This window comes from Streptomyces sp. TLI_171, from assembly GCF_003610255.1.
Classification (GTDB): domain Bacteria; phylum Actinomycetota; class Actinomycetes; order Streptomycetales; family Streptomycetaceae; genus Kitasatospora.
In genome coordinates this window covers 6,137,214-6,155,010 of the sequence record NZ_RAPS01000001.1, presented here as the reverse complement: position 1 = coordinate 6,155,010, position 17,797 = coordinate 6,137,214, and the positions used below count along the sequence as shown (strand labels likewise).

At 71.3% G+C, this 17,797-nt stretch carries 8 protein-coding genes; all 8 read right to left on the bottom strand.

Annotation, left to right across the window (positions count from 1 at the left end):
* Window positions 1–68: 68 nt before the first annotated feature.
* Window positions 69–10,673 (bottom strand): hypothetical protein, encoded by a 10,605-nt coding sequence (locus BX266_RS27610; RefSeq protein ID WP_147437113.1) that lies wholly within the window; start codon window positions 10,671–10,673, stop codon window positions 69–71.
* A 158-nt stretch (window positions 10,674–10,831) separates the two neighbouring features.
* On the bottom strand, window positions 10,832–11,158 hold the full coding sequence (locus tag BX266_RS27605) for a hypothetical protein (protein WP_120314414.1): 327 nt from the start codon (window positions 11,156–11,158) through the stop codon (window positions 10,832–10,834).
* Window positions 11,159–11,351: 193 nt separating this feature from the next.
* On the bottom strand, window positions 11,352–11,846 hold the full coding sequence (locus tag BX266_RS27600; protein ID WP_120314413.1) for a YbaB/EbfC family nucleoid-associated protein: 495 nt from the start codon (window positions 11,844–11,846) through the stop codon (window positions 11,352–11,354).
* A gap of 2 nt (window positions 11,847–11,848) precedes the next feature.
* On the bottom strand, window positions 11,849–14,455 hold the full coding sequence (locus tag BX266_RS27595; protein WP_120314412.1) for an AAWKG family protein: 2,607 nt from the start codon (window positions 14,453–14,455) through the stop codon (window positions 11,849–11,851).
* Between the two features lie 63 nt (window positions 14,456–14,518).
* Window positions 14,519–14,983 carry a type VII secretion system-associated protein gene (locus BX266_RS27590; protein ID WP_120314411.1) on the bottom strand — a complete coding sequence of 155 codons (465 nt, stop codon included), beginning with the start codon at window positions 14,981–14,983 and terminating at the stop codon, window positions 14,519–14,521.
* A gap of 129 nt (window positions 14,984–15,112) precedes the next feature.
* Window positions 15,113–15,421 carry a WXG100 family type VII secretion target gene (locus BX266_RS27585; RefSeq protein ID WP_120314410.1) on the bottom strand — a complete coding sequence of 103 codons (309 nt, stop codon included), beginning with the start codon at window positions 15,419–15,421 and terminating at the stop codon, window positions 15,113–15,115.
* 116 nt (window positions 15,422–15,537) lie between these two features.
* Window positions 15,538–15,825 (bottom strand): WXG100 family type VII secretion target, encoded by a 288-nt coding sequence (locus tag BX266_RS27580; RefSeq protein ID WP_183096879.1) that lies wholly within the window; start codon window positions 15,823–15,825, stop codon window positions 15,538–15,540.
* Window positions 15,826–16,139: 314 nt separating this feature from the next.
* The gene (locus tag BX266_RS27575) at window positions 16,140–17,687 is read right to left on the bottom strand and encodes an EsaB/YukD family protein (protein WP_183096878.1); all 1,548 of its coding nucleotides are present in this window, start codon (window positions 17,685–17,687) and stop codon (window positions 16,140–16,142) included.
* Between the last annotated feature and the right edge of the window lie 110 nt (window positions 17,688–17,797).

Genomic DNA, 17,797 nt, shown 5'->3' with positions numbered 1-17,797 from the left:
GCTCCTGCCGCGGGCGAGGCCCTCGGCCAGCTCAGAGATCCGCAGCGCAACGGGTACTCCCCACGGGGTCAGGTCCGCAGCGCTGGCCTCGATCTTCCGGCGCAGAGCCGGGACGTCCGCTGCCGTCGCCCGGAGTTCTTCGTCTGTGCTGCTGCGCAGTTCCGCCAGGACGTGGGCCGGGCCAGCACATCGACGAGCAGGTTCTCGCGGGCAAGGGTCGCCAGCAGTGCCAGCCCACCGGGCGTGCCGAGGGCCGTGAGGAGTTCTGGGTCCTGGATCAGCCGCATCCAGTGCGCTCTGCGCCCTACCGAGTGATGGCCCAGCAGGACGTTCAGCAGAGGTGCGTGGGCCCGGACGTCGGCCGGGGTCCAGTTGGCCTGCGCGAAGGCCTCCAGGGCACCGGAGTGCCGTCCGAGCGCACGCGGAACCAACGCGTTCATCGCGGACGCGGAGTCCGCGGTCTCGCGGGTCCTGAGGAGCGTGGCGACGTAGACTCCGCTTTGCTGCAGCATGACCATGGAGGAGGAGTTGCAGAGCAGTTTTCCGGCCACCGCCCCGCCCTCCAGGGCCGCAAGCCGGGACCTCGGTCGCTCGAACAGCAGGAACAGCAGCGCGGGGTCGTCCACTGCCGAGTTGGTCAAGTCCGGGTCCAGGTCCCGTATGTCGCGCACCTGGTTTATGTCTGCGACGTAGGGCAGCACCGTCGGCTGTGCGGCGACCAGGCCGATCACGGCCGGATGCCACAACTCCTCCCGGGTGCTGAGCTGGTCGCGGAAGGCACGCCTTTCAGGCCTGAAGAGACGGAGGATGTCCACCGACTCGGCCGCTATCGTGGCGTGCGCCAGCAGCATCTTTGTGAAGGCAGGCTCTTCGACCAGCACTCGGTGCACCTGCTCCGAGACGCCAGGCAGCGAACCCATCAGGCTGAGCATCGGCCAGAAGCGCCGGTTGGCCACCACGGCAGCAGCCCACTCAGCCACAGCTCTGCTGCCGACGATCGGTGGCTGGTCCAGCTCCGACGTCAGCTTTGCCAACAGCTCTGCCTCGGGGATTTGGGACGGCGCCACGACCGGGGGAAGCATGGGGAACCACACGCCAGCGAGGATCGCGTCCGGGGAATGGTCGCTCCTCACCAGGGCCCAGAGTCGCTCGGGCTCCGCGACGAGCCACTCACCGAGCTGGGGCGCCTCGTACAGCGCTGCGGCCAGGGCGGGATGGGCGTTGAGCGCGGCGAGGAGGTCGGGGTCATCGGCAAGGTCACGGTCAAGGTCCCCGGGGAGGTCGCGGTACAGCAGCCCGAGCATCCCAGGAATGGCTCCGGCCGCCACGTGCACCGCAGGGTTGGCCGCCAGGCGTGCGAAGGCCTCAGGGTTGTCCACGAACGCCCTCAGCTCATCGACGCCGACCCGGCCGGGCCTCTGGGACATGACCCACATCAGGGAGGGAAGCTGCCGAACGGTGAGCAGCGTCTCCACGGGGTCGGCGCTTTCGGCCAGCAGCGTGTTCAGAGGCCCGTTGGGGGTTTCCGCGCTAAGGGCATGGCCGACCATCCGGTCCCCGGCGACCAGGGCGAACACCGCCGGGTCCACGACGCCACGGGCGACCAGGGACAGGGAGCAGAAGAGCGCTTCGGCGAAGCCTGGATCGCTCTCGATCCGGTCGAGCAGGGCGGGATTGGCCAGCAGATTGTCGCTGCCCTGCGTGCTCCGGAGCAGCGCGTCCGTCCGCTCGATGCCGTACTGGCCGGTGAGGACGTCCACCAGGCCGGGCCGGTTTACCAGAACGCGGATGAACTCCGGCCTGAGGCCCAGCAGTTCGCCCAGGGGCGGGAAGTCCACGGCGGCCTGCAGCAGGTCCGGCTGCGCGGCCAACTCCTCCAGGGCCCGGATCTGCGGCTTCATACGGGTGGTGAACATCCTGGCCAGGTTCGCCGGCATCGCGCTCCGCAGCCCCGGTGACAGCTTGGGAAGTGCGTCTGCAATATGCCGCTTCACCGTGACCGGATCGCTGCCGGGCCCGGGCTTCCAGTTGGGCTTGGCCTTCATGAAGTCCGAGTCTTTGAGGTCAAGGACGGCGGTGCGGGCGAGGGTGTCGGCGTCGGGCGGGGGCACAGCCGGGCCGGGCACCGCTGCGTCATCGAACGGTAGGTCGCGGACGACGGGGCCGCTGCCGAGGACGATGTCGAGCCGGTCCAGGTGTCGCTGTCGCAGGCCGAGGCCGCCGACGCCGTCGGACATTGGGCCGCCAGAGCGCACCGAGTCGCTCCCAACCCCGCGCAGCAGGACGGCGGAGTCCGAGTACTCGTCCACCAGGCCGATGCCGTGCAGCATCTCGTGCAGCAGCACGGGATCGTTGTGGCGCAGGTCGAGGCGGCGCTGCTCAGGCGCGGGCACCGGGCCGCTGCCGGTGAGGCGCACGGCGTCCGGATCTGCCGGATCCACCACGGCCCGAACGTCCACGACCAATTGGTCGCCGTTGCCGAGAACGTACCCGTTCTCGTTGACATGGTGATCCAGCAGGGTCTCGATGCGGCGGGCGAAAGCGTCGAATCCGGCCTGGGCCTTGTCGTCGCCCGGGGCGATGCGCAGCGGCACGGTGACGTGCCGGACCCAGCGCCCGTCCGCGGCCTGGATCCGCCGGACCTCCGCCCGGATGACGTGGTCGGCAGCGGGCAGCTTGATGGGGGCACCGCCCGCGAAGACGGCGCCCTCGGCGTCCGGAACGCGCACGTCCACCGCTAGGGTCGCGCCCTTGGCGAGCGGGAGCCGGTGCCGCCATTCCGCGCCGCGCAGCGGCTGCGGGGCGCGCTTCGCGGGCCGGTCCCCACGCTCGCGCTCGGCCTGTTGGGCGGGCGTCCGCTGTCCGCCGGCCGCGCCGAGCAGCGCGGTCGGACCGCCCGTCACGGTCCCGCCGGTACCTGCCGGCTTCCGGTTCGCTCCGGTTCGGGCGTCGGCTATGGCCTTGGGGGCACGGGCGGTGCGGGGCTGGTCGTCCGGGGCCGCTGCGGCCCGGCGCAGGGCGGTGAGGTCGCGCACCAGCCTCTCGGACGTGCGCAGTTCGGGGGTGTCCTCGGTCATCCGCCAGGGGGCGGGGCCAGAGGTGGGGGCTCCACCCCCGATCCACTGGTAGGCGTTGTCGCTTCGGCGCGACGCCCGAGCGTAAACCAGCAGGTCGACCCGCCCGTCGGGGTTCAGGACGTACGCCACGGAGGCACCGCCGCTGCCCTGGTCCAGATGGAGGTGCAAGGGGCGGTTCACGGCGATCGCCCGCTCCCGGATTCCGCTCGTGCTGGTCGCGGCCCGGCGCAGCACGGTGAGCTGATCCGGCGTGAAGGCGTCCACCACCCCGTCCGCGAAGCGCACTTCGCCGCTGAGCTCCCAGGTCTCCGGTACGTGGGCCCGGAAGCGGTCCAGCGCGGTCTCGACCCGGGCCTGCTCGGCTACGGCCCGTTCGATGTCGCGGGCGCGCCGTTCCCGCCACCCGGGCCCGGCCAGGTCCCCCAGCCGGCTCTGGCCGGCGCCGACGGAGATCCCACGGACCGCCAAGTGTCTGAGGTAGGCCTGCAGGTCGTCGTCGAAATTCTCTGAGGTGGCCGGGACGCCACCGGCGAAGGAGAGGTCCGCGGCGACGGCAGGGTCGGCCAGCTCGCCCAGCAGCTCGGGCTGAACGGCCACGGCGGCGAGAAGTTCGGGCTTGCCGTCCAAGGCGGGCGCGGCGGCAGCCAGCGCTTCCCAGGCCGCGTCCCGCTCCAGCCCAGACGCAAGCTCGTCCGCCAGTGCGGGATAGGTGTCGAGGACGTCGGCGTGCCGGGGTAGCGCGGCTCGCAAGCGCACGCCGGGCGGCAGCTCCGGCGTCGCGTCGGTGGCCGGTCCGACCGACCCGGTTCCGATCGCTCCCGGGGCCGCGCCGTCCCGATCCGTCGGCCCGCCGACCGCCTCCGGGGTCGGAGCGAGGTTCTGGGAGGCAGCGGTGCCGGACGGGTCCTCGGGCTCGTTCGCCAACGCATCGGCGAGACCAGCGAGCCGGTCGGGGCGCTTGGCCTTGCCCTTGGCAGCGCGCGCCGAGGCGGTCTGCAACCAGGCGACCAGCCGATCGGGACGGGCCACGATCTGTTCCGCCAGGTCCGGACGGCGCATAAGCGCCGCGGTCAACTCTCCGTTTCTGCCGAGGAGTTCTCGAAGCTCACGGGACCGGACAATGGTGTCGAGCAGCTCCGCGGGAATCGCGTCCGCCTCGGCCCGGGAGAGGTCGGCCAAGGCCCGCAGCATCGGCTCGGCACGACGCAGTCGTGCGCTGTCGGCTGCGGACGCCTCGGCCAGCACCCGGGCGAGCGGACGCACCGCCAGCAGCGCCTGGCCGAGCGGAGTCCCGGCCAGCAGGTCTCCGGTCAGGCCGCGGTGGGCGGTCAGCACCGACACCAGGTCCGGACGGGTCGCCAGGGCCAACGCGGCGGCGTCGCCGCGTGCCAGGGCGTCGGCCAGCCTGGGGTGGGCGGCCAGCAGCTTCCGGAACCCGGCATCGGCGGCGAACGCGGCCGCCGCCTTCGGGTTTGCGGCGAACACGGCCGCCAGGCCCGGGCGTTCCAGGACACCGACCGCACCCGGGTCGGTGAACAGCCGGGCGAGGCCCGGCAGACCCGCGACCAGGGCGAGCCGCGGCCGCTCGGCGACGGCCGCGAGAGCACCGGGGTTCCGGCCCAGGGCGTTGAGCGCCGCCCGGTCGAGCAGGGCTGCCAGGTCGGGCGAGGTGCGACCACGGTCGGCGAGCAGCTTCGCGACATCGGGGAGCCGGAGCAGCCGGGCCGCCAGCTCCTGGTCCTCTCCCATAGCGGTGAGCGTCTGCCTGGTGGCGAATGCGGCGCCCATCATGAGGTCTCCCGGGCGCCGGACGTCCTCGCCATTGGCAGAGATGACCGCCTCGGTCGCATCGTTCTTGGTCAGGCGGTTCAGCTCGCGGACCAGGCCCGGGTACCGGGCAAGGGTCGGGAACACCTCCGGGTCACGCGCCATGGCGGCCATTGCCACGGCGTTGTTGCCGGCCAGTTGGACCACTTCGGCGCCGGCCATCTGGTGCTTGCGCAGGTACGCCTGGTCGTGGGCGAGGCGGACGACTTCGGGGTTGCGGAGGTAGTCGAACAGCTTGCTGTCCTGGCCGGATTCCGCCAGGTAGCGTGGCAGCACGTTGCTGATCGGGAACATGTCCGCGAAGACGCCGCTGTCCCGCAGGAGGTACGCGAGCCGGGGCTCGAAGGCGATCGCGCTCATGATGTCACGCTGCGGGTCGAAGAGCACGCCGGCGAGTCCGGGTCGGATCTCCAGGACTTCCACCAGCACCGGGTGGATCAGCATGGCCAGCAGCGCGTCCGTGTTCCCGCGCAGTCGGCGGTCACTGTCCGAGTCTTCCTGGGCGGCGAGCAGGGCCGCCAGACGGAGGAGCGTCTCCCGACCGCCGACCTTCCTGATCTCGCCGGAGGACAGACCCGCGAGAATCGTGTCGACGGGCACCTTCTTGCGCAGTCCGTCGGCCACCCGCCGATGTTCCGGCGTGATCTCCTGGCCCCACGGCAACAGGACCGGTGGGTGATTCGGGATCATCGCCGAAATCGCGTCGGGGTTCTCGGCCAGCTCCAGCATCTCCGCCTCGGACCCCGCCACCAGCGTCGCCAGCAGGGCGGGACGGGCGAGCACGTCCACCAGGAGGTTCTCCCGGCCCAGCGTTCGCAGCAGGCTCAGGCCGGCCGGCCGGCCGAACGCGTCGAGCAACTCGGGCGAGGCGAACAGCCCCTTCCAGTGGGTCTTTCGGCCTGCGGACCGGAACGCGCCCAGCGTCTCCAGGATGTCGCCGAGCCGGAACACCTCCGCCTCCCGCCATCCCGCCTCGAGAGCCGCTTCCATCGCACCGCGATGGCCGAGCAGCGTGCGGGGCACCATCGCCCGGCGGGCCGTGGCCAGCGCGATCCCCCCGGGCCTCTTGATCACGTTGTGCAAAGCGCCAAGCTGGAGCAGTCCCCGAACCAGTGCACTGGAGCTCGTCAGCGCTTCGGTGAACCCGGGGCCAGCCTTACCGAGCTCCTCGGCCATCTGCGGGGAAGAAACCAGCGACAAGGCCAATGACCGGTCGTGGACCGCCGCCGCCAGCGCCTCGGGGCCCGCCGCGATCACCTGCATCACCGACGAGCTGCTCGGAAGGTAGGCGAGCACCCCCGGTATTCGGAGCAACAGTGGCAACATGCCCGGGTAGGTCAGCTCCCGGCGGGTCATCAGGGCCGTACGCAGGGACTTCGAGTCCGGCGCGAACAACATCCGGTAGTCCCTAGTCGTACCGAGGAGGTCGGGCGTGTTGATCAGGAACTCGACGAAGGCGGCATCGGAGAGGGTCTCCCTCAGGCCGTATGCGGCGTCCGCGCCGTTCTCCCGCTCCCCGAACAGCGGTCGGATCAGCGGGTTGTCCGCAAGCACCCGGACTCGGCCGGTGACCCAGGCGGGGGCTTCGCCGAAGTCCTTCGGACCCGTGGCCGTCAGGAGCTCTTCCAGTGCGGAGTCCGTGGCACGCCGGCCGATCACCCGCCCGGTCCGCGGGTCGGTGCTCCAGGTAAGGTGCGGCCGGGCCATCACTGACTTCACGAAGCCGGGGTTCTCGACGGCTCGAGTGAGCCGGGCCAGGTCTTTGGTGACCCACTCGCCCAAGTCCCGATTGTCGGCAAGGGCTTCCAACAGCGGTAGGTTCTCCGCCAGCTTGTCGAGGATCTTACGGTTCTCCATGAAGTGGCCCATGAGGCCGGATACCTGAGGGAGGTAGAACTGCACCTGCGGGTAGTCGATGAGCCACTTCTGATATTCCGGCGACGCGGCGAGTTTCAGAAGGTGCTCCGCCTGCACGGCCGCGCCGGGCCGACACAGGCCGACGAGGAGTCCCGGAGCGAGATTCAGGAGGTGCAGCAGCCTGTCTCGGTCCGGGGCCTCGAGCAGGGCCTGCCGCACACCGGAATTGTCACGGACCGCCGTGGCTAGCTGCATGTCGTCCGCGAGCTGGCCGAAGAGTCCCAGATCCCCGTCGCAGAGCACGAGGAGCGGGAGATCCCCGAAGACCGCATTGGCGAACGACTTGTCCGCGGCCATGCGGTTCAACAGGTTCTTTCTCCGCAGCAGCACCTGCCGCGCCTCCGGGGACCTCGCCAACGCGCGGCTGCGCGCGTCACCGCCAGCACCGGTGAACAAGTCGAGCAGCGCGGGATTACTCGCGAGCACCGGCGTGATAGCCGCGTCCTTGAGCAAGAGTTCGGCCAGCGCCGGGGACTCCGCTGCCGCATCGAGCAGGGTGGGCTCGTCGGCCAGTTCGTCCAACGCCCGGACGTGCTCCCGGGCGATCTCGACGTCTCCCACGAACAGCCGCAGCAGGGCCGGCGACGGAGCGGCCTTCAGACGGGGCAGCACCGAGGCCATCCGCTCTTCCACCCGCCCGAGAGCGTTGCGCTGACCCAACCGGGTCTGCGGGTCCCACCCGGACGCAACCGCCGCCGAGGCATTGACCGCCGCAACCGCCCAAGCGGCGTTCTCGGCATGCCCGCGGCTCTCCGGGCCTTCGGCCACTGGCCGTGCCGGGGCCTGCGCGGTTGCGGCCCTTCCGGCCGCTGGCGCGGCGGGGCCAGCCGTGCTGGTGGTGCGCATGCCTCCAAGTGCTGCGCCGGAGGCGTTGCCGCTCTGGCTGCTGGACGGGCCGGCTGCTTCGCTCTGCGTGGCAGAGATGGCCGCCGCATCGGTTGTGGACGCCCCGCCCGGGCCGCCCGCGTGTCGCTTGCGCGGCTTCTTCACCCCGCCGAGAAGTCCGACCCACCCGGTGTCCGAACCCGTCAAAGCGGCCAGGTCCGCCCGGGTCTTCCCCGGGTCGCGGTGAAGGTCGTGGGCGGTGTGCAGCGCCTGCAACCGACGCGCGCTCAACTCTTCCTGGTCCCCGATCACCAGACGCCGCGACGGCTTCGACGACAAGTACGGCGCGACCCGGTACGCCTCGGCGTACAGAGCCCCGGCCCGCACGTCACCGGCCGCGTCCTTCAACCCCGCCCACAGAGTCCGCGCATCGGCGGACTCCGCGGCGAAGTCCTCCTCCAACGCCGCCACATCCACTTCCGACGAGAACCCGAACCCCTCATCCTCATCGTCCGTGTCGAAACCGTCATCCGAACCGTCGTCGGAGTCGAGTTCCGGGACAACGTCCTCGTCGGGCACGTCCTCCTCGAGCCCCGCCCGCTCCCCGGCGTCGCGATCCCCCTGCCACACGGCCGTCCAGGCCGCCGCCCGGGCCAACTCCTCCCGGTCCGGCACCTCGTGCGATGCCGATTCCAGCACCTCGTCCGGCACCGAATCCAGCACCGCTTCCGAGGCGGACTCCAGGGCCGGTGCCGATTCCACTGCCGGTGAAGGTTCCGGCGCCGGCACGGTGGCGGTGGTCGGGCCGGGAGTGTCCTCGCCGGTGGTCGCGACCGGCACCGGGGCACCAGCCGTGGCTGGCCTACCCGTGAGCGCGGCGATCACCCCGCGGGCCGCGCTCACGGACTGCACCCCACCCGGCCCCGCCGTCTCCCGCCCGCCGCCCACCGCCCGCAACGCGCTCGCAGGAGACGCCAGGCGCTCGACATCGGCTTCGGCGTCGGTGCCCGAGGCAACCGGGCGCGGCCCGGGAGCTGCCGCGGCCCGAGCGACCGCATCGCCGACCGGCCGCGTGGCGGTGGTGGCGCCGTCGGCCGCAACACCCTCGGTCGACTGCACCCCGGGAGCGGCCGCCGCCGGCGCGGCACCCCGTGCCTGCGGCCCGTTCTGCCCGGCCACCTCCTGCCCAACCAGGTCCGGCCCGGGGCCGACCACGACCGCTCCCCGCGGAACACCCTGCTCCACAGCGACGGCAACCGAATCCCCGCCAACAGCCGCGGCGGGACCGGTGACGAACCCGGCGCCGCCCTTCGCCGGACCCGACCCCGCCACGGTGAGGGGTTGGGGTGTCGTGTCCGTGGCGTGGGTCGCGTCTTCGCCGGCCCGGCCGAGCGCACCCGTGGGAGCGGCGTGCTGGAGCACGGGAGCGGACGGGGCGGCGCCGCCCGACACCGGGCCCGCCGCGGCCGCGGCCGCCGCCCGCGACGACGCCGTCGCCGACCCGGCGGCGTCGACCGGCACACCCACACGGCCCGCGTACTCCACGCCGGCGACCGCGGCAGGCACAGCGACGGCGGCGGCGGTGCCGCGAGCGCCAGCAGCGGCCGGAGCGCGCGTGTCACCGGAAGCCAGAGCCGAAGCATCCGCGGTCGTGGTCGTGGTCGTGGTCGTGGTCGTGGTCGTGGGTCGTGGCAGCGCGGCAGACGCGGGCAGCGAACTCGCGGACTGCCGGGCGACAGGCTGCGGCCCCTGCCCGGAAGCGTGCCCGTCACGGAAAGCCGCACGCGTGTCACCGGAGTCCGCAGCCGAAGCACCCGCGGCCGTGGGCCGGGCAATCCCGGCAACCTCCGAGGGAAGCGCCCTGCCACGGTCGTGCACCTCGCGCGTCCCGACACGGGCCGCCGACGTGTCGTCGACACCGATCGCCCGGTCCGACCGCGCAGCCCCCCGCGTGCCCACCGCACCCGTGTCGGCCGCACTGTCCGCCGCACCGAACGCGGTGACGAGCCCCGGCAGCGAGGCCGGGCCCGTCGCGAGCGCCGCACCCGCAGCGGGAAGCCCGTTCAGGTGGGCCTCAAGACCCTCGAGGCCGTGCCCCTTGTCGAGGCCCAGGACGCCCTTCGCCCACTGGGCGCCCTCGAAGACGAAATGCTCAAAGACACTGCTCACCCCCGAACCCGCGAAACCCACCGGACTGAACCCCCCGCCGACCACCGCCGCAACCGCCGCGCTCTCCAACAAGGCCTCGGTGACCGCGTTCGACCCCACACTCCACGGATGGCTGCGCCCCAACCCGGTCTTCGCCCCCACCGCCTTCGCGAAAGCCGACCCCGACACCACCGAAAGCGCCGGCTTGTGCAAACCCCCGATGAACGCGCCCATCGCACCCGACCTGGCGATACCCCTCCAGTCGTACCCGCGCCGACGAAACCCGCTCGGCGCCCCGTCGATCATGAACGTCTGCGCCGCGAAACTCGTCAACGACTCCGACAACGCCTCCAACGCCGCCGCCGCACCCAACCGCCCCACCCGCGTCAACCGCACCAGCCGCACCAGCAACCGCACCCGCGCCCGCGCCATCAACAACGCCCGCTGCACACCCGCCCACGCCGGGAAGAACGGCTCCAACATCTCCAGAACCACAAGCTCCACGAAAAGCTGCACCAGCTCCGCGACCAACTCGACCTTGCCCTCGAAGATCTGCGACGCCGTACCACGCTGAACCCCCGACACCGACGACACCTGCCCCCGCACCCCGCGCAGCAGACCCCCGCCACCATCCGTGAACTGCCCCATCGCCCGCACGAACTGCTCACGCGTCTCCGAAGGCAAATGCCGCGCCGCATTACGCACCGCATCATCGACATCCGCCTCGAAATCCCGGATCAACGCCCCGACCCGCGCCAGACCCTCCGACGACTCCAACGCCAACGACGCACTCGCCTGCGGAAAAAACGACCCCGTCAACACAAACATCAAAACATCCAACACCGAGCCACGCCCCACCACCGGCTCAGCCACCACCACACACCATCCCTCGCACCCAGAAACGGCAAAACCGCCCCGACCTGTCAGTCGGGACGATTCTGCACGTCAAAGCAGGTGTCAGGAACGGCCGCACGATCCTCGGCCGTGGTACGGCACCCGCGGACACCGGACACTGCCCGATCGACCACGGGGAGGCTTCAGTGCCTTCCGGACTGATGGATGGCCTCGATCGCGTTGTTCTGCTGGTGGTCGATCGAGGTGGAACTCTTCTGCGTGCCGGACACGATGCCGTTCACGGCCTTGCTGATTCCCTCGAGCGTCTCCGTCAGTTGTGTCGTGGTCTGTCTCCACCAAGGATCCTGCGCCTTGTGGAAGTCCTCGTCCGGCAGCCCGGTCCAGGGCGCGACCCTTGCGAGGAGGGTGGTGGTCTCGGCGTTGATTGCCGTCGCCTTCTTCACGAGGCCCTGGATGACCTGGGTTGCCTGGAACACCGCTTGGGGCGAGGACTCGAACGAGTCGGCCATGGGGGTGTTGCTCCTTTCGTTCGGGTGGCGGCCGGTTCAGTGAGCTCTTTCAACTCGGCCACCGATCAGGTGACAGCGCGGGCGCACGGGGGTGCGCCCGCTGGCGAGATCCGGCAGGTCGAAAGCCCGTCAACGGCAGTCGGTTCACCACTCGTCCGGGGCGCCGTTGAAAGAGCTCAGTGGGTGTGCGGCGCTACGGGCGCGCACGCGGTGGGGAGTCGGCCGGGTCTGCGTCCTCGGCGTCGTCCTCGATCTCGTCGCGGAGGTGGGCGTCGGCCGCCGGGCGGGCCGCTCCTTCCGATTCGAGCTCGGCGAACAGGTCGGCGAAGAGGGCTTCCAGGCCGCCGGTGCCGCCGGGCAGCCCGTCGAGGGACGGGGTGAGCGCGGTCAACGGCGAGACCACATCGACGACCTGACGGAGTACCCGGGCCCGGGCCAGCCGGGTGGCCTCCAGGACGGAGGCGGCGAGCTGCGGACCGGCCATTCGCTGGAAGCGGTTGTCCGGGAAGCGGATGTCGGTCAGTTGCCCGTCGGCGCTCATGCCCACCTCGACCGCGCGGTCCTTGGACACCGCACGGGCCGCCGTGGTGTCTAGCCGTGTCCGGACCTCGGCCGTTGCAGCCGTGGCGCGTGCCAGTTCGGCTTCGGCCTCGCCGAGGCGCCGGTCGAACTCTCCGTTTTCTGTCATCGTCATCCTCCCGTGTAACGCTGCTGCTGTGCGGCCGTCGCCTGTTCGGCGCGGCCGATGACGGCCGGGTTGCCAACCGTCTCGGTGCCCCAGACGTCCTCGTCCTCGTCAATCCAATTGGCCCGCTCGCGGTCCTTGCTCTCGGTTCCTTGGCCGCTGCCCTGGCCGCCGCCTGGCATGTAGGGCATGGAGGAGCCGTTGGGTGCCTGGGTGCTCCTCGCGGTGGCCACGGGGTCGGGGACGGCCTCGCGCATCCGGTCCCCGCCGAGAGCCGCTGCCGCACTGCCTGCGCCGCCCATGCCCATGCCCATGCCTCCCATGCCGGAGAGGTGCGAGGCGGCCGCGGCGGCCGCGGGGTTGTAGCCGAGCGCGGTGCTGGTTCCCGTGTCGACGAAGCCGGTGCCGTAGGCACCGAAGTCGGTGGAGGTGTCGTAGAAGTCCTCGCCGTAGGACGGCAGCGCGGCCGTCGGGTCAACCCCCCCGGTGGAGCCGGCGAGCGCTCCAGCCGCACCGCTGACGGATGCACCACCGGTCAACGAGCCGCCGTTGACCGTGTCCAGTACCGAACTGGTGCTGCTTCCGCTGTTGAGGGGCGGTGCCTCCACGGGTGCGGTGATTTTGCCGCTGTCGGTGATGTGGGTGCTGGTCCCGTCGGCGGTGGTGACCGTCGAACTCCCGTCCCGATAGCGGGTGACGGAGGAGCCGTCCGGCTGGACGGTCGTCACCGAGCGGTCCGCCGCGGTGACCGTGGTGATGCCGTCGGGGGTGGTGACACTAATGCTGCCGTCGGGACGCCGGAGGGTCTCCGTACCGTCCGGGGAATACGTGGTGACGGTCCCGGCGCTGGCAGAGGTCTGGGTGCCGTCGGCGTCGATCGTGACCGTGGAACCGTCGGGATAGGTCGTCACGGTGGAGCCGTCCGGGTAGGTGACGGTGGTGGAACCGTCGGGGTTATTGGTGCCGGCGGTTTTGCCGCTGGACCCGGTGGTGGCCAATCCGGTGCTCAGCGGCGGCATGCTAATGCCTGCGGTCTTGGTGACGGTGGCGTTGCCATTCTTATCGGTGGCGGCGGCGCTCGTCGGGAACAGCCCGCTTGTTTCCGGTCCCGCGCTCGCCGCCGCGTCGGCGCCGGTCGACGCGCCGATGCTGCTGCCGTCCAGGCCCGCCGAGTCGAGGGCGCTGGCGAGGTCTTGGGTGGTCGTGGTGGTACCGGTGTCCGGGTTCGCCGTGGCACCGGTGTCCGGGCTCGCTGTGGCGCCGATGTCGGAGAGGCCGCTGTTCGGTCCGTCGGCGCCGTTCAACGCGCTGTCCAGGTCCGCGGTGGTGGTCGTGGTGTCCGGGCCATCGGCCCCGGCGGCGTCGAGGTTCGGCCCGTCGGCACCGCTGTCGGTGCCCGTGTCCGGGCCCTTGATGTCATCAAGATTCGGGAGGTTCGTGCCGTTCTTGGTCCCGTCCTTCGTACCGTTGTCGCCGGTGCCGACATTGGTGGCGGGCGCATTGATGGGCGCGCTGAGGGCCGAGGACGCTTGGATGAAGGCGTTGTTGACATCGCTGGTGGACTGTCGGCCCTGGCTTCCGAGCATGCTGTCCACCAGTCCCAGCCACTGGTTCACGGCCTCCTGGCCCACCTTGACCCAGTTGTCCACGTTCGACATGTCCCCGAACTCGGGCATGTCCTGCCAGAAACCGGGCTTGGGAATCACCGCGTTGCGCACGACCTTCCCGGAGTCAACGGCAGTGGTCACCTCCTGCTGGACCTGCGACATGTTGAGGTCGTGCAGGTTGGTGGCGATCTGCTGGATCAGCCGGTCGAGGACACCCATCGGATTGGAGCCAGGGTTGGCGCCCCACTGGTCCCAGGCCGCGAGCATGTCGGTCGCCGAATCGTGCAGTGCGACCTGGGCCTTGACCAGGGCATCGCCCTGCTTGGTGATCGATCCGCTCCGGCCGAACACCGGGAAGAGCGCGGGGGTGCCGCCCGCACCGGCGGGGGCGATCTGGTCGTGGTAGGACTCGTTGTTGCTACGGTGCTGGTCGAGTACTCCCCGGAACGCTCCGGCGGCCTCGCCGCGCCAGGCCGCGCCCTCGTGGCCGAGGCCGTCGACCCAGTCCTTCAACACGTCGGCGAGGTAGGTGAAGTCCGCCGCGGCCCGGTCCCAGGCGCCGGCAGCCTGCGAGAAAGACTCCAGCACGACCGCGTTCGCGTCGCCAACCGATACCCCGTCGAATGACACGCCCTGAGTCGTCCGGTTGTACACGAGCCCCATCAGGGCTGTACGCGGCCCGAGGATGTACTGGTTGAGCGGTGTTCCAGGGCGCGCGGGCTGCCGGTCCGGGTCCCACAACAGGTCGATGGAGATCCGGTTGAGGTCCAGTCCGTTCTTGCCATTACCTCGGAAGCTGTACAGCGTCCAGGAGTGGCCGCCCGTGTTGCGTCCCCATTCACCCGGCATGTCGAGCGGGGTGATACGGCCCAGGTTCTGCACCGTCACCGTCATCATGTACGACTTACCGTCGGTGCCCTTCTCCTTCTCGAAGAGGCTCGCCCGCTCCGGCATGGTGTACCCGGTGAACAGTTGAACGGCGGTGCCCCATGGGTCGTCGGGCATCAGGTGACTCCTGAAGGTCGGGACAGTCGGTGGAAGCTTTGCGGTGGGCCAGCGGCGGGGGTCTCAGGTGCTGGTGCTGGTGCTGGCCAAAGGATTGACGGTCGGACCGGCCGTGGGCGTCACGGTGATGTGGTTTAGGAGTTCCTCGGCCGAGATCGAGTCGAGGTTGCTGCCCTGGTGCTCCAGGAAGTCCTTGATCAGGTCGAGCAGGCCCTGCTTGATCCGCTCGAACTGCTGGTCCTCCGAAGCGAAGATGTTGTCGAGCAGCTTCGCAGCGGTCACCGTCCCCGAGTTGAGCGCCTGACCGTGGACGGCGTCGCTGCCGGCCATCAGGCCGAGGGCGAGCGGTTTGGCGAGCGAGACGTTCGACGCGTTGGTGTAGCCCTGGGCGATGTCGCCGACGGAGAGGTTGCCGCCGGACTCGCGTCGGGCTGCCACGACGTACTCGATGAACTGCGTCAGCGGACCGTTGATGAACGTCTGCAGTGCGCCCTGGTCAAGGCTGGTGAGATCGGCGTCGGTGGCCACGTGTCCTCCTCCTGATAAGAGTGTCTTGGTGTCGTGGACGGTTCAGCACCCGGACAGCTGTCGTCCGGCCCTCGGGTGCGCGCGCCGGCCGGGGCGAACGGTTCGTCCGCCCCGGCCGGCGCGCGGGCGTCAGTAGCTGACGCTCCCCCAACGGTTGGCCAGGTTCCGGTCGAAGACCTGGTAGCCGTTGCCGATCTCGTCCAGCAGGCCGGCGTGCGAGCGCACGGCCTGCTGGGCGCTCTCCAGCAGACGCTGCCACTCCGCGAACTTGGCTTCGAAGGCGTCCTTGCCCATGCCCTGCGCGCTGGGCTCCCACTGGCGAACGGAGTTGTGGGTGTCGTCGAGGATGTTCGCGATCTTGGTGCTCGCATTGGCGAGGGTCTCGACGACCTGCGCGGTCGGCCCGTAGTGGATGGAGATCGTGGTGTCGTCCGGCATGCCGGCCCTCCTTGTATGGTATGGCGGGGTCCGCCCCGGCTGGTCCGGGGCGTGGTGTCCGCGGCGAAGTGCCGGACTGCGGGCGGTACCGCGCCGGCGTGCGGAGACCGCCTGCGTCAGGTCAGGCCTGCATAGGCGGTGCGGGCCTGGAGCGACTTGATGTCGTCCAACCTCGCCTCGCTCTGCTGGTTCGTGGCCGTGCTCTGGGCGTGCATGGTGTTCTCGACCTCGGAGAGCCCGGCGAGCACCTTCTGGATGTACCCGTCCCACTGGCTGAGCAGCTGCTGGAACGCCGCACCGTCGGCGCCCCGGTAGCTGGAGGCCAGAGTGGAGGCGCCGGAATCGGCCTGGTTCTTCACGCTGGTGATACCGCCGATCGCCTGCTGCATGGCATTGGCGATCATTTGGTTGGCTTGTACGGAGCCGGCGGTCGCTGTGCCTTCGGCCATGTCAACTCCTCACTGATCCAGCCCGAGCGGTTGCCACCCGGGACTGCGACGGGTTGTATCGGGGGCCGGTAGCACTCATGCCCCTGGCCTCCCGAGGACCGGGAGCCTGTCTCGGCCTGGCACGAGACTTGCCGCAAGCAGCGGGAACGGTCCATACGTCACATGACTGAGCACCCACCGTTCCCCGCGTTCCCTGCCCCAACGGCCCACCCCCCGACGGCCACAGGTGCAGGCCGCCCGAGCGGGCTACGGGCGGACTCAGGGCGGGCTCAGGGACGCGCCGCCGCCACCAGGGCGTAGCCGTTGAACACCCACACCGTCAGCGGCAGCAGCGCGGTGGCGGCGAGCAGCCGCATCGCCGGACCGATCCGCCCCCACCACCGCACCCGCCACGACGGAACAGCGGGGACGGCGGGCGGGCCGGGCGGCGCACCGGCGACGGTGCGGGCCGCGCCGGCGGCCAGCAACACGCAGGCGACGGCGAGACCGGCCGCCACGCCGCTCTGTACAACGGTTCGCGCGCCGAGGAGCGCCGGCAGGCCGGCCGCCACCGCGACGGCCAGCGTCGGGAGCACGCTCGCTGCTGACCGGAGCGCCAGTCCGGCGGTCCAGGGCGTGAGCAGGAACAGCAGCGCCCACACCCCGGCAGTGACCTGGCCGGGGACGCCCCCGGTAACGGCCAGGACGGCGCCGGTCGCCGAGGTGAGCACGGCTGCGGTCAGCCGGAGCCCCGCGGTCCACGCGGCCTCCGCCTGCCGGTCGCGTTCGGCGCGTTCGGCACGGCGGGCACCGTCGGGCAGGGCCGCGCGGACAGTAGGCAACGGGGACGGGTGGAACCGGGCAGCGGTCCGGCCCAGGCGCGGCGCGGTGACGGCGAGCAGGGCCACCAGTGGGGCGACCGCCGCCGCGGCGTGCGCGGGGGCCAGGCCGGCCGGACCGATGAGGGCTCCGTACCCAACCGACACCAGCGCGGTGAGGGCGAGTTGGGCGGTGAGAACCGGCCAGGCGCCCAGGGCCAGGAAGGCGGTGAGCGCCCACGCCCCGGCCAGGGCGGCGGCGGGGAGCAGGCGGTCGGTGGTGCCTGCCCAGCCGTGAGCGCCGGAGGCCGGCAGCCTCCAACCCGTCAACGCGGCGAAGGCGGTGGTCGCAGTTGCGAGCACGACCGCGGTCGAGGCGTCACCGGCGGCGCGGGCGGCGGCGAGCGCGCCCAGCGCGAACAGCACGGCCGCGAGGCCGGCGAGGGTGGTGACGGTCGTCCGGTCGGTGGTCCGGGTGACGGCCGGGACGAGCAGCGCCGCCAGGAGGACGGCCGCGGCCAGGCCGGAGGCGACGCGCAGGGTGCGGCGGGCCGCCTCGGGCGTCCAGGAGTGGCCCAGTGCGTGGACACTGACTGAGATGCCGTCGATGAGGTCGTCGTAGTGCGGTTCGCGGCGGCTCTCGGGGCGGGGCAGCAGACGAAGCCCGGCGCCGTCGAGGGCGCCAGCGGGAGCCTCCGGGTCGACCGGGGCGCCGTCGGGGGTGTGGAGGTCCCAGCCACCGTGGTCGACACCGGCCTCGGCGGTCTCCTCTCCGGCGGCCCGGATCACCACGGGGAGCAGTTCGGCGGCCGGGAGGTCGGCGGGCAGCGTCAAGTCGAGCACCACATCGGGAAGTTCGACGGTGATGACGACGGACGGTGGGAGCGGTGCGGCGGCCGTCCTGATGCCGGTGCCGCCGGTGGTGCCGGTGCCCTCAGGGACCGGCACCGGGTGGGCGGTTGCGGCGGGCAGGGCGCCGGTACCGCTCCCGCCGGGGGCCGGGAGTGCGCGATCGGCCACGGGTTTCCTTCCGTTGGGGCGGACTCTGGGCTGCGGGGTACCGGTGGGCCACCGGCGCGCGCCGCCTGTGGCTAGGGTCGCCGCACGGTGCCCGTACAGCGGGGCGCGTG

What these genes read in the sequence shown, in the direction of transcription:
- BX266_RS27605 (WP_120314414.1), bottom strand. Translation starts at nt 11,158, where the DNA reads ATGGCCGACTCGTTCGAGTCCTCGCCCCAAGCGGTGTTCCAGGCAACC.
- BX266_RS27600 (WP_120314413.1), bottom strand. Translation starts at nt 11,846, where the DNA reads ATGACAGAAAACGGAGAGTTCGACCGGCGCCTCGGCGAGGCCGAAGCC.
- BX266_RS27595 (WP_120314412.1), bottom strand. Translation starts at nt 14,455, where the DNA reads ATGCCCGACGACCCATGGGGCACCGCCGTTCAACTGTTCACCGGGTAC.
- BX266_RS27585 (WP_120314410.1), bottom strand. Translation starts at nt 15,421, where the DNA reads ATGCCGGACGACACCACGATCTCCATCCACTACGGGCCGACCGCGCAG.
- BX266_RS27580 (WP_183096879.1), bottom strand. Translation starts at nt 15,825, where the DNA reads ATGATCGCCAATGCCATGCAGCAGGCGATCGGCGGTATCACCAGCGTG.